13 protein-coding genes are annotated in these 13067 nt (G+C 54.7%); 7 read left to right on the plus strand and 6 right to left on the minus strand.

Features of this window, described 5'->3' with window-relative positions:
- The first annotated feature begins 272 nt into the window (after positions 1-272).
- A complete protein-coding gene (locus tag KP814_RS02855; protein WP_216735334.1) occupies positions 273-1892 on the plus strand; it encodes an endonuclease in 1620 nt (539 codons plus the stop codon).
- Positions 1893-2060: 168 nt separating this feature from the next.
- Positions 2061-2753 (plus strand): DUF2461 domain-containing protein, encoded by a 693-nt coding sequence (locus KP814_RS02860; RefSeq protein WP_216735335.1) that lies wholly within the window; start codon positions 2061-2063, stop codon positions 2751-2753.
- Positions 2754-2773: 20 nt separating this feature from the next.
- Here KP814_RS02860 and KP814_RS02865 read toward each other — a convergent pair whose 3' ends face one another.
- Positions 2774-3565, minus strand: a complete 792-nt coding sequence (locus tag KP814_RS02865; RefSeq protein ID WP_216735336.1) for an SDR family oxidoreductase — start codon at positions 3563-3565, stop codon at positions 2774-2776.
- Between the two features lie 38 nt (positions 3566-3603).
- Positions 3604-4227, minus strand: a complete 624-nt coding sequence (locus KP814_RS02870; protein WP_216735337.1) for a LysE family translocator — start codon at positions 4225-4227, stop codon at positions 3604-3606.
- Positions 4228-4363: 136 nt separating this feature from the next.
- Between KP814_RS02870 and KP814_RS02875 the strand changes: the two genes are divergently transcribed.
- Positions 4364-5104, plus strand: coding sequence for a hypothetical protein (locus KP814_RS02875; RefSeq protein WP_216735338.1), 741 nt, complete (start codon positions 4364-4366; stop codon positions 5102-5104).
- On the opposite strand, the gene KP814_RS02880 is transcribed toward KP814_RS02875, so the two are convergent.
- Together KP814_RS02880 and KP814_RS02885 are read right to left on the minus strand one after the other, a co-directional pair.
- Positions 5101-5661, minus strand: coding sequence for an RNA 2'-phosphotransferase (locus KP814_RS02880; protein WP_216735339.1), 561 nt, complete (start codon positions 5659-5661; stop codon positions 5101-5103). The genes KP814_RS02875 and KP814_RS02880 overlap by 4 nt on opposite strands.
- Positions 5662-5680: 19 nt before the next feature.
- Positions 5681-6409 carry a pyridoxine 5'-phosphate synthase gene (locus KP814_RS02885; protein ID WP_216735340.1) on the minus strand — a complete coding sequence of 243 codons (729 nt, stop codon included), beginning with the start codon at positions 6407-6409 and terminating at the stop codon, positions 5681-5683.
- A gap of 178 nt (positions 6410-6587) precedes the next feature.
- On the opposite strand from KP814_RS02885, the gene KP814_RS02890 reads away from it, so the two are divergent.
- The 4 genes from KP814_RS02890 to KP814_RS02905 all read left to right on the plus strand — a co-directional run bounded on the left by KP814_RS02890 (position 6588) and on the right by KP814_RS02905 (position 12064).
- Positions 6588-7727, plus strand: a complete 1140-nt coding sequence (locus tag KP814_RS02890) for a hypothetical protein (protein ID WP_216735341.1) — start codon at positions 6588-6590, stop codon at positions 7725-7727.
- The gene (locus tag KP814_RS02895) at positions 7675-8352 is read left to right on the plus strand and encodes a hypothetical protein (protein ID WP_216735342.1); all 678 of its coding nucleotides are present in this window, start codon (positions 7675-7677) and stop codon (positions 8350-8352) included. Before KP814_RS02890 ends, KP814_RS02895 begins: the two co-directional genes overlap by 53 nt.
- 18 nt (positions 8353-8370) lie before the next feature.
- The gene (locus KP814_RS02900; RefSeq protein WP_216735343.1) at positions 8371-10143 is read left to right on the plus strand and encodes a hypothetical protein; all 1773 of its coding nucleotides are present in this window, start codon (positions 8371-8373) and stop codon (positions 10141-10143) included.
- Between the two features lie 148 nt (positions 10144-10291).
- Positions 10292-12064 (plus strand): DUF4153 domain-containing protein, encoded by a 1773-nt coding sequence (locus KP814_RS02905; protein WP_216735344.1) that lies wholly within the window; start codon positions 10292-10294, stop codon positions 12062-12064.
- A 70-nt stretch (positions 12065-12134) separates the two neighbouring features.
- Here the strand turns inward: KP814_RS02905 and KP814_RS02910 are convergent, their stop codons facing one another.
- Entirely contained in the window at positions 12135-12575 is a 441-nt protein-coding gene (locus KP814_RS02910) for a hypothetical protein (RefSeq protein ID WP_216735345.1), read from the minus strand.
- 2 nt (positions 12576-12577) lie between these two features.
- The gene (locus tag KP814_RS02915) at positions 12578-13006 is read right to left on the minus strand and encodes a hypothetical protein (protein ID WP_216735346.1); all 429 of its coding nucleotides are present in this window, start codon (positions 13004-13006) and stop codon (positions 12578-12580) included.
- Positions 13007-13067 lie beyond the last annotated feature (61 nt).

The raw sequence follows: 13067 nt of genomic DNA on the forward strand, positions 1-13067 counted from the left end.
TCTCTTTCCTTCATATCCGACTTTTCTGCCTTTTTTGTTTTTTCTGGTTTAGCGCACCCCTGCGCGCTTTTTGCGTGCGCGTAAGCTGTCCGTAACTCTCTGTCTTAGCAGTCTTAGTCCATATAACGTCTACCATTTCACCTGTACGGCCTATTCTTTGCTGCCCAGAAACCGGCTATCAATATCGTCACAAAAATAACCATAAGCTGTCATAGCGGCCACGTAGGGTATTCCAGTTGTACGCCCGGCATTACTAACCTGGAGCCAGTTAAATGAATAAGAACGTATGGATGATCCTGCTGGGGGCGATGGGGCAAATGATTTGCCCGTCTTCTCATGGGGAATTGTTGATCAGTGAAGTGTTGTACGACGCGCCTGATAATGATGCGTCGCAAGAGTGGGTGGAGATATTCAATCCGTCCTGCCAGAACGTCAATCTGGCGGACTACAGCTTGCAGGACAACGGCGGCGCTTATCCGTTGAGTGGCGTGATTGGCGCCGGCGCCTACGTCAGCGTGGCGAAGAACTCTACTGGATTCCAGGGCCTGTTCGGGATGAATCCGACGCTTTCCGGGATGTCTCTGAGCCTGGGCAATTCCGGGGACTTCGTCAAACTGATGAAAGGCTCCCAGGAAGTGGACATGGTGGCCTGGGAAGGGGCGGTGTCCCAGTGGTATTTGAATGCGCAGAATGTGTCTCTGATGCGTTTCGCCAGCGCTGACACGGACACTCAGCAGGACTGGGTCGCCGCGGCCACAGTGGGCGCCCCGGGCGTGGGCGATCTTGACGCCGGATGCGATGGATCTGATCAAGGCCCCGGCGATGACTCTTCCTCGACTGGGACGCTCGTCAATGGCGTGGCTAAAACAGGACTGGCGGGCGCGGCGGGCTCGAAGACGTTCTATGTCGGCAGCGTTCCCGCCGGCGCCGTCAGCCTCAAATTCGAACAGTCCGGCGGTAAAGGCGATGCGGATTTGTTCGTGCGTTTCGGCGCGGCGCCGACCTCCTCCGTTTATGACTGTCGCCCCTATGCGGGCGGCAACAACGAAACCTGTGAATTCAAAGGCCCCGCCGCAGGGGATTATCACGTGATGGTGAGCGGTTACAGTGATTACAGCGGGCTCAGCCTGCGTATGAGCTACAGCGCCGACAGCGGTGGCGATGATGGAAATGACGATGTCGACGGTTATTACTCTTCCGCGATGGGGAAAACCGGGGCGGCGCTGAAATCCGCGCTTAATGGGATTTTGCGTAACCATACGGCGATGAGTTACTCCCAGGTTTGGGACGCTCTTAAGTACACCGATGAAGACCCTGACGACAGCAGCCATGTCATGCTGCTCTATTCCGGTCGCTCCATCGACAAGGACGACAATGCCGGCCAGTCCAATTCCGGCGACGCCTGGAATCGGGAGCACGTATGGCCGAAGAGTCATGGTTTCAGCAGCAGTAGCCAATACGCGCATACGGACATCCATCATCTGCGGCCGGCGGATGTTTCCATAAACAGCGCACGCGGCAACAAAGACTTTGACCTGGGAGGCAGCGCGATTGGCGAAGCCCCGGAGAACAAGACCGACGCCGACAGCTTTGAGCCCAGAGATGCAGTAAAAGGCGATGTGGCGCGCATGATTTTCTACATGGACGTGCGTTATGAAGGTGGTGATGAGAGCGGTACGCCGAATCTGCAGCTCGTCAATTATTCTGGTACGGGGACCAACGATCCCAAACTGGGCAAGCTGTGTCAGCTGTTGCAATGGCACAACCAGGACCCGGTGGACGCCTGGGAGAAACGCCGCAACCAGCGTATTTATGAACGCCAGGGCAACCGCAACCCGTTCATTGATAACCCGGGATGGGCGCAGGAAATCTACGCGGCTTCTTGCCAGTAACGCTTATCAAAAGTGTAAAGGCGCGCCGCGGTCGTGGGGATCGCGGCGATTTATCCACTTGCTATATTCGTCATAGTCGAAGCGGGAACTTTCCTGCTATAAACATGGGTTTATGCTTTTGTACTTCGAATTCAGGCGAGCACTCGCAAAGAAGGAGGCGGCGTTACCATGGCGGAATTTTCTGGATTTTCACCGGACTTTTTTAAGTTTTTTCAGCAGTTGCAGGCAAATAACAACAAGGAATGGTTTGAAGAGAACAAAGCGCGCTTCAAACAGGAGGTGCAGCAGCCGCTAGTGCGCTTTATTGAGGCCATGGCGCCGGAGTTGATGAAAGTCTCTCCCTATTTTGTAGCGGACCCGCGATTGAACGGCGGCTCGATCTTTCGTATCTACCGGGACACCCGTTTCTCCAAAGACAAGACGCCCTACAAAACCCACGCCGCTGCGCAATTCCGGCATCAACAATACAAGAATGTGCATACGCCTGGTTTTTATGTGCATCTGGCGACAGACGAAATTTTCTTCGGCGGCGGTATCTGGATGCCGGAGTCGCAGGAGCTGTTGAAGATTCGCGAGCGTATTCGCGATAAGCCGAGCGCCTGGGAAAAGGTGTTGGCGGACAAGAAACTGAAGAAAGTGCATGGCGGCGTAACCGGAGATGGGCTCACGCGGCCGCCGAAAGGCTTTGACGCCGACGCTCCCCATATTGAGGACATCAAGCGCAAGAGCTTTTTCGCCATGACGCAATGCCCTGTGGATGCGGCTATGGAGAAAGACTTCCATAAACAGGTCGCCGCCGGTTTTGCGGCGGCGGGACCTTTGGTGGAGTTTTTATGCGGCGCGATGAACGTGCAGTTCTAGCCGCCGCTTCATGAGAGACGCTAGAACAGCGTCTTCATGGTTCCACCGTCCACGACCAATGACGCCCCGGTGATGTAGCTGGCGGCGTCGGACAGCAGAAATACCGCTGCATTGGCGAATTCCTCCGGGCTGCCGTAACGGCCCAGGGGGATGCTGGAGGCGGAAGCGTCGCGCTGTTGTTCCACCGATACGCCTTTTTTCGCCGCGGCGGTGGCGTCCAGGGATTGCACCCGAGGCGTATCGATGCGGCCGGGAATCAGATTATTGACGCGAATGCCTTCGCTCGCGAGGCTACGGGATAAACTCTTCATCAGGCTGGTCACCCCGGAGCGCATGACGTTGGACAACAACAGCATGTCGATGGGCTCTTTCACTGAAGATGAGGTGATGCTGAGAATGCTGCCTTTGCCCTGTCCGCGCATGGCGGGCAGAACCGCGCGCACCATACGCACGCTGCTCATCAGGGTCAGTTCAAAAGCGTCGCTCCAGGCGACGTCGTCAAAATCGTCGAATTGCCCCGCCGGCGGGCCGCCGGCGTTTACCACCAATCCCTGTGGGGCTCCCAGTTCATCGGCGGTGCGTTGCGCCCAGGCGCTGATGGCGGAGGCATCTTTGGCGTTCACGGACATCGCCAGCACCTTGGCGCCGGTGGCGGCGCGGATTTTTTCCGCCGCCGCGTCTATGCCTTCCTGTGATCGACTCATAATGGATAAGCGAGCGCCCTGACGCGCGCATTCCATGGCGATCGCGAAGCCCAGGCCGGAGCTGGCGGCGGCCACCATGACGGTCTTGTCCTGCAAACCAAATTCCATCGTCGGTTACCTCTTTAATTGATAAGGATTGGCTGGCTTTAGCGGCTGGAGCCAGCCATCACCAGGCCGAAACTGATGAATACGCCACCGGTGATTTTGTTGAAGCGATTCATGATTTTTTCTTTGCGCAAATAGGCGCGGAGCCGGGTGGATAAGGCGGCGTAAAAAGACAGGAAACCGAATGAACACACGGCGAAAGTCAGCGCCAGGGGCGGGAACTGTTGAATAAAGGGCTTGGATACATCAATGAATTGGGGAAACAGCGCGGTGAAAAATGCGATGGCCTTGGGATTGCTGATGCCTGTCAAAAAGCCTTCTCGATACAGCTCCCAGCGGCTGTATGTCAGGGTTGAGACTTCGCCGTCCGCGTCGATGGGCAAAGCGCCTGTGCTGCGCCAGGCTTTTACGCCAAGGTAGATCAAATAGAGTCCGCCGAGAACCTTGATGATAGTGAACAGGGTGGCGGAAGCCAGTATCGCGGACCCCAGCCCCAGGGCGGAGACCGCCGCCAGCAACAATACGGCGGTGACGTTGCCAGTGATGCTGACGCTGGCGCCTTTAAGGCCGTATTTGGCGCCGTTTTTCACCGCCAGAAATACCGCCGGCCCAGGGCTGGCGATAGCGGTGGCGACAATGGCCAGGAATATCAGGTATTCCGTCATGCTTTATTCTCCTTGTTATCTATAGCGCGCCAGCGTTTATCTGTGGTTGCTTCGTTTTTTCCGTCCTGTTGTCGCGCTCACCCCAGGCAGGGCAACTATACTGAGAGGGTCTGACGGCAATTAAAGGCGGCCGGAAATGGAACCCATCAAAATCGGATATCGGTTCAAGCTCGATAAGTCGCGCAGCGAAAATTTTGAAATCACGCTCGATGAGAACAATGTAGAAGTTCTTGATCGAAATATAAAAGACTTTCCAGAGTGGACTCAACTGGATTGTCATAAATGCCCCCATTGTCCACTCGACTCCATGTACCATCCTCACTGTCCGGCGGCTTTAAGCCTAGTGGAGGTGGTGCAGCGCTGCCAGGATATTATGTCTTACGAGCAGGTGGATCTTGAGGTGGCGATAGGGGACAAGAAAATCAGCCAGCATACCTCGGCGCAGAAAGGCTTGAGCGCTCTGATTGGCCTGCTGATGTCCACCAGCGGCTGTCCGCATCTGGACTTCTTCCGACCCATGGCGCGCCTGCATCTGCCGATGGCGACGGAGCAGGACACCGTGTTTCGCGCCGCGGGCATGTATCTGCTGGCGCAGTATTTCCGGTCTGCGGAAGGTCGGGATGTGGATTTGACTCTGCGCGGACTGAAGACAATTTACCGCAATCTGCACCAATTGAATCTATGCATATCCAAACGCCTGCGTGCTGCGTCGGAAGCGGATTCTTCCGTGAACGCCGTAATTCTGCTGGATCTGTTCAGCACCGTGATTCCCATCATCATCGAAGATAATCTGGAAGACATCCGCGAGTGGTTCGACCCCTATATGTCGGAGCTGTTCGACAGAGTGTTGGAGCAGGCGGGTAAAGAGCCGGATTAGCCTTGCGGTGAAGCGTTGAGCAGGCTCAGAAACTGTGGCGGCACTGCGTCGGTGAGCCAGACTTGGTTGGCGGAGAGGTAGAACCCATGCCCCGCCTGAGACAACGCTCTGGCGTCGATGCGAAAAATCACGGGTTTGCCGTGTCGGCTTCCCACTTTATGTGCTGTCTCCACGTCTGCGCTCAAATGCACATGACGACGCTGGCCGGGCTGTAATCCCGTCGCCAGGATAGCGTCTGCGAATCGCGTGGCGGAGCCGTGATACAACACATCCGGCGGCGCCACGGGCGTCAACTGCAAATCCACGTCGATGGAATGCCCCTGACTGGCGCGAATGCGTCGTTTGTCCTCGGACAGGGCGAAGCGCTGTTTGTCATTGGTGACGACGATTTCCAGCACGTCCTGAAAACTGATATGCACGCCCTGACGGGCGGCGCCCGCCAGTAAAACCGCTATATCCGCCCAGCCATTGGCGTCCAGAGGAAGCTGGATCAGTTCCGGCTGATGCCGCAACACCAAGCTGAGGAATTTGCTTTTCGACTTCAACGCTTTATCCATGGACGCCAGACCTGTGGGGTTAGGAAAGAATATCGACGTATTTCTGAATAACCTGATCAAAGCCCATTTCCAGCGCTTCCACCGTTAACGCATGGCCGATGGACACCTCCGCAATCGTGCCTTGCGCCACCAGCGGCGCCAGATTTTCCAGATTAAGGTCATGTCCGGCGTTCACCGTCAGCCCCAGTGACACGGCGTACTGAGCGCAGGCCAGATACTTGGCGGCGACGGCTTCGAATTGCGGCGCGCCATAAGCGTGGGCGTATTCTTCGGTGTATAGCTCAATGCGCTTGGCGCCGGTGGCGTGGGCCAGTTTGATCTGCTCTTCGTCAGGGTCCATGAAGAGGCTGACGCGTACGCCGGCCGCCTGCACTCTGTTAACGATATCCGTGACAAACGCATTGTCCTGGCGCAGATCCCAGCCGTGATCGGAAGTGATTTGATCAGGCTTGTCCGGGACTAAGGTAAATTGGTGCGGCTTGTAGCGCAGCACATACTCAATCAGCTCTTCTTCCGGGTAACCTTCAATGTTCAGTTCTGCTTCTCCGAACTCCTTCACCAGCTCGCTCAGTTCAGCGATATCGCTGTAGCGGGCGTGACGTTGATCCGGTCGTGGATGAATGGTGACCCCACCGGCGCCCGCCTGCAACGCGCGGCGTCCGAACGCCTTCACGCTGGGATAATCGCGCCCTCTGGAATTGCGGATCAGGGCGATCTTGTTGAGGTTTACGCTCAGAACGGTCTTCATATCTGCTGGGTCCTTATAAAACTGTCACGCGATGTTGCTGGATCATAGCACCCCGCCGCGGACAAACCCACTGCGACGCCCTTTACGCCCCGCCACCAAGGGTTTCCCCCAGAAGTTTGTAAGTACTTATTATGCTTCAATAAAGCACCCAATAACCGCTACTGAGGACGCCCATCTAATGAAACCTCGACTCCTCCCGCGATGGATATTGCGCATCGCCAGACGCAGCGCCGTAATGCTCGCATTCCTGCTCTCCCTTTCCGCTCTGGCGGCGCCGGATGGATGGAACGTGCTAGTGGAAAACGGCGAAGAGCTGTTCATTCCTGGCGATCTGAAAGCGGACGAAGAATACCGCCTGTTTATTTCCGTGGCGGAAGATGTGCCGCAAAGTAAATATCGGGGTTGGTTCGAACGTGTGCTGAAAGAAGACGGCGGCAAGCTGGGCGAGGTTATCGACACGTTGGCGGTCAAAGAAAGTAAAGGCGGCGTACTTAGCTCTACCGTGATGATGCAGACTGAGGGTAAGGCGCGATTCGTCCACTATATGGCGTTTTACGGTAAGGGGAAGGCGGTATACATGCGCATTTTCGCTTCAGACGGCGCTAAATTAGTTTCCCGCTACAGCGCAGGCATGCAGCAGGTAATGAAGGAAAATCTGCCGCTACGGCTCAAGGGCGTCGCCAGTCAGTCAGGCGCTGCGACTCCGGCTCAGCCTGTGACCACGCAGAAGTCTGCCCAGAGCCTTCCTGCATCAACTAAAAGTACGGATGTAACCCCAAAAACGAATATTCAAAAAGTCGATAACGGCGCGTTGCCTCGCTACTCTTTGCCCAATACCTACGAGGCGCTGGTGTGTGATTACACAACGGGCATCTCCAACTCCAACTACAAAGTGGATAACTTTGTTTATCTGTTATTTAAGGATGGTAGCGCTTACAAGCGTTTGACGGTTCCACCGGAAGATTTCGGCGTCGCCAAAGCGCGCAAAGAAGATCCGAAAAACTGGGGCGTATGGAAGAAGAGCGGCGATGGTTACAAGGTTAAGGTCGGCGGCGACTGGCGCGAGCTTAAGCGCAGCGCTCTTCTGGAGCCGGCGCGGATTGGGGAACGACTGAACCGTTACATCTACATCATGAACGCGCATGGTATGGCGGGTATCTCCCCCACCAGCAGCGTGTACACCAACAGTTGGACCTTTCACGGCTCAGGGCGCTTCACCAAAGGTTCATCCAGCCTGCATGGCTCGGGGGGGAGCGGCGTCAGCCTTGACCGGCACGAGTGTATACGCCTCCAGCAAAAGCGACGAGCATGGCGATAGCTCTGTGGCCGGCGGGATCGCGCTGGGGATGGTGACTTCTACAACCAGAGGCAACAAAGACGGCGCTAAAAACCGGGGCGCCTATCAACTGAACGGCTACGCCATGAATCTGAGTTTCGATAACGGCGAAAAACAACGCATGCTGTTTGGATTTTGCCACGGCGACCGTACCGATCCGTTCCTGGGGGGGACGATGTATTGGATGAAGGAGTCTGAAGCCGAGCGTGATTTGCCAGTCGACTGGAAAATGGTGATCACTGAAAATGAGGACCAGTTTTATGTCCCCGGCGATCTCAAGGAAGGAGAAGTTTTCCGTCTGGTGATCTCTCCGAAAGTGGAATTAAACGGGCGCTCGATGGAGGACTGGTTCAAAGAGACCGTGACGGAAAACCTCTCGTATCTCGGTGATCCGCTACTCGCGTCTAATTGGAAAAGCCAACAGGGACTTCACCAGTACTACAACGCGTTTAAGGAAAATGGCGGAGATCTTTATGTGTTGTATTACGGCATGAAGACTCGCAGTCGATTCGGGCGTTTCGTCCGCCTCGTAGTCTCTGACGCCGCCATGGCGGAACGTTATGCCAAGGAACTGCAGCCAGCTCTCAAGGAAGCTTTTCGCCAATAGTCGCCAGAGGTTAGAAAATTGCAATCATCATGCTTCGTCGAAACTGTACGTAGGTTGCTGGTGTTTGTCTTTGCGCTGTCGTTCATGCCTCTCGCATCTATCGGCCATGCCGCTCCAGACGGTTGGTCTGTCCTGGTCGAAGACGGGGAAGAGATATTTATACCCGGTGATTTAACTGCTGAGGAAGACTACCGGATGTTTGTCGCCCTGGCGGAAACGCTCCCACAAAGCGAATATCCGCAGTGGTTCAAAAAGCGCATCGATCTGGACGCCAGCAAGTGGGGCGAAGTATTGGCGGCGCCGGAACCCAGGCGGAATAATGGCGGCGTATTGACGGCGACCTATGCGCTGCAAAGGCAGGATGGCGTACTCCGTTATGCGCATTACATGGGGTTCTTTGGACAAGGCAAAGCAGTGTATCTGCGCATCTTATCTTCAGACGTGACGACGCTGGTGTCCCGTTACGCCAGTGGTATGCAGCAGGTAATCAAAGAGACGCTGCCGCAGCGCCTGAAGGGCGTTGCGATCTCGCAGGCGGCGCCTAACGCGCCGGTTGAAACAACAACATCTGGTGTAACCCCCATGGCTCCTCCAGCCAAACCCGCTACCCAAGCCGCCCCACCGGAAATAAAACGCATCGATAACGCCGCCGCGCCAGAGTATTCGCTGCCTGACAAATATGAGGCGTTGGTATGCGACTTCACTGAAAACAGAATTGATGACACCTACGACGACTACGTGATTCTGTTACTCAAAGATGGCACTGCCTATAAAGGGCTGACCGTGCCGCCGGAAGATCTGGACGTCGCCAAGTCTCGCGAGGAATACTCCAATAGCTGGGGGATTTGGAAGGATGACGGCGGAGAGAGCTATAAAGTGAAAATTCCCGCCAGCAAGAAGGAGTGGAGTTCATTATCTAAGGGGCGACATTTGGCGCCGGCGCGAATGGGCGAACGTCTGAATCGCTATATTTCGAAAACCACGATGGTGAATATGGGCATGATTGGGGGAGGTAGCTCCTATACCAACAGTTGGACTTTTCTCGGCGCCGGCGGCTTCTCGAAAGGTTACTCCAGTCTGTTCTCAAGCGGGATGATGTCTTCCATGACGACAGGAACCAGTGTTTACGCCGCATCATACAGTGACGACACCGGAGATAGTTCAATTGTCAGTGGCAACTCTCCTGGCGTTGGCGTCACATCTCAGAAAAAACGCAATGATGGTTCCAATAACCGTGGTCGATACAGCTTGAATGGGTACGCCATGGAACTGACCTACGATAATGGCGAAACGAACAGAAGCCTTTTCGGCTTTTGTTATGACGACCGCACGCAGCCTTTCTTGGGGGGAACGCTGTTTCCGATGCGTAAATCAGGCCCGGCGGAGAAGTTACCCTATGAATGGCGTATGCAGATCAGTCTCAACGAAGAGCGTTACTATGTTCCGAAGGAACTAAAAGAGGGTGAAATCTTCAGAGTGGTCTTCTCGCCCATGGTGGAGCTAGAAGGCGCCGCGATAGAAGATTGGTTCAAAGAGGCGGTCAGTCAGAATTTCACCTATTTGGGCAAGCCTGTTATGGAAGGAGAGTGGGGTAACGATAGAGACACGGTCTATTCCTACTACAATGCATACAATGACGAGGATGACGCGCCTTTGGTCGTGTTTTATTACGGTGCGAAAGTGGAAGAAAAATATGGGCGTTTCATGCGGATTATCACATCAGATTTGAAGCTTAATAAGCGCTTTAAGGAAGAAATGAAGCCCGCTTTGCTACGCGCCTTTATGCCTTAAACTTTAACAGGGCGTCGAATTCCGATTCGTCTCCCCGAGGATGAAGTAGCGGCGCCATAATTCGCCATAATCCCACCTCTCGAAAGTCAGTATTGCTGTGTATGCTGGCGCTTTATCCTGATTCAGATTTTATTTGGCCGTGGACATTATGACCCCTCAAGAAACTCGTTTTCCCTTTTACTCCACTTTGTTCGCTGGTATAGCGACGGGCGTGGCCGCCTGGCTGGGCGCCGAGCATTGGCCGGACGGTCTTATGGCCCAGAAGGCCGTGGCTGTCGCGATAACCTTCGTTTTTGTCTTCGCCGGCGCATTTTTGTTTACCGCCAGAACACGCAGGAGCGCCCCGAATTGGGCGCTGGCGGCGGGCATTGCTGTCGCTATCGGGTTGTCCGCAATCTGGTTAATCGCCAACACCTTCAAACCAGAGGGCGGTAGCTACGAGGGCTCCTCAGGTTTGGTGACCTCATGGTGGGTGACAATCGTGCCGCTGCTATTTGCGCTGCTGCCCTTTGTTCAATGTGATTTTCAGAAGAATCAGAGCTTTATGAGCGATATTCTCAGTGTGGAGCTGTATCGCAAGTATTGGGAAAACCTGTTTATTCTGGCGTTTGCTGGGCTATTGGTGGGCATCTACTGGTTGGTTGCAATGCTGGGCGCTTCTTTGTTCGATATCCTGGGAATTAGGGGGCCGGGCCGCTTTGTTGAGTCTCCTCCAGTGGGATGGACCGCCTCGGCGATCATTTTCGCCTTGGGCATCAGTCTGGGGTGTCGCTACCCAAATTTATTGAGCATGCTGAGCGGGCTGATCGCCACCGTATGTCGCGCGATTCTGCCGCCAGTGGCGGCGTTCATGATCGCCTTCGCTGTCACCCTGCCGATTGTGGGTCTGGAGTTGATCTGGAGTACTGGCCGTTCCACACCCATGCTGCTGGCGATGATTCTGGTGGCGGTGGTGTCATTGAATGGAGCGGCGCTCTGCGGCGGTGAACGTAATCCGTATCCACAATGGCTACGGGCGGGGATTTATGTATTGGTGGGCTTGTTGCCTATATTCGCGCTGTTGGCCGGGTACTCGCTCTATCAGCGTATCGAACAATATGGTCTGACTCCAGACCGTTACTATTCCGCGTTGTTTGTGGTGTTCGCTTTGGCCCTGACGCTAAGTTATAGCGTTATCTTTTTGGCGAAACGCACCTCCTGGCGGGCGATGCTGAACTCGGTGAATACCCCGATCATTCTCTCCGCAGTGTGGGTGGCGCTGCTTACGCTGACGCCCTGGCTGAACCCTCAGGAAGTGAGCGCCAGCAATCAGTTCGCCAGACTGAAAGCCGGTGAAATCTCTGTGGAAGACATCGATCTTGGATTGTTTCGCTATCATCTGGGCCGATCAGGCGAAGAGAAGCTGGCGCAAATCAGGGCGTTGACGGAAAAGGAAGGGGCGTTGTCAGAGGCGGAAGCGACAGTCTTGGCGCAACGGTTGGACGTGCTTGAGAGCGCCCAGTATTACTATGACTGGGAGCAAAAACAGCGCCTGGCGGAACTTTACTCGAAGCAGGCTGGTGTGGAATGGCTTAACGAAGGCGTAGCCGATAAGGCGGCGTTTGAGCGTAGCATAGAGCCAGAGTTGTGCCGGGAACAATTGTGTTTCGCCTTAACTGTGGACCTGGACGACGATGGTGAAGAGGAAGTATTGATCGCCGATAGTCCCGAGTATATTTACGATCTTAAAGTTTATGATTTGGATGAAGCGGGCGCATGGAATAAAGTGGGTCGGTTGATCATGCCCAGCTCCTCGTATTATTACAACGAAGATTTACTTGGCGTACTCAAGAGAGGCCAGTACCGCCTGGAGTTGCCGCGTTATATGTCAATTCATTTTGGCGGTACGGTAATGTCTTTTTCGCCAATGCGCTCTGAATAGAATACGGAGCTGCGACTGGCCTCTCCGTTTTAAAAACGAGAGAGGCCGTTAGTCAGGCGATAAAAACAGACTATTTCTTCACATTAACGCGGGTTTCCTCAGGGCATTTGGCGGTAGCGCCGAATGCCTGTTCCGGCTCAAGAAACACCACATTCACGTCATCAATCAGCCACTCGGCGCCTTCCTGCACATAAGCCAGATAAAACGTTAACGGCTCTCCGCCGATGCCGTAGCCATTGACCGTCAGGCAGCCGCTATCCTCTCCAACCGCGGCGGAATGGGAGTGCTCCCGCAGCATGTAGGCTTTGAATCCTAACTGTGCGAACGCCGCCTGATCGCCCGCCACCTGGTCCACGACCCGCCGGGAAAAGTACAGCGGATAGTCTGCGCTCAGCGCGTTGGCGTCGACGGCCTCCGCGTACAGGCGATAATTCGGATACAAGGGATCGAGCTCACCAACGGATGCGCATCCTGTTGCCAGCAGACATAGAATCAGTCCCCAGATTTTCATGCTCAGTTCCCCATGATGTTCCGTAGTTGTTCGTCGTAGGCGTGATTACGTTGCTGCATGGCTTTGGCGGCGCGGCACAACAGACCTGAGCAGGAAGTAATTAACGCCTCAAGGTCAAAACTGCCGCCTACGGTGATACTGATAAGTCCTATCGAGAATGTGGCGTTGTACTTGATCAGATTCCCTTCGCCATTGGCGAACGCAATGCTCACCCATTTCACCTTGGCGCCAATCGCCTTCAATGCTGGGTCTCCGCTGAAGGTTAACACTCCCGCCGAACCAGACAGCGTCGCCTTGCCATCCTGATCCACCGCCAGCTTGAACGGCCCCTGACTGCGCACAATCTTCGCCGTCAGTCCCTTGTCCGTCGAATAAGCCGTTTCAATCAATTTGGCGACAGAAATTTTCAACTCAGCCCGCGTCGGATTCATCTCATGTTTCCTCAAAAGCCTGTTAAATTCAATTTTTATTGGCAATAAACATTGCTTTTAA

The organism is Hahella sp. HN01, assembly GCF_018986435.1.
Lineage (GTDB): Bacteria > Pseudomonadota > Gammaproteobacteria > Pseudomonadales > Oleiphilaceae > Hahella.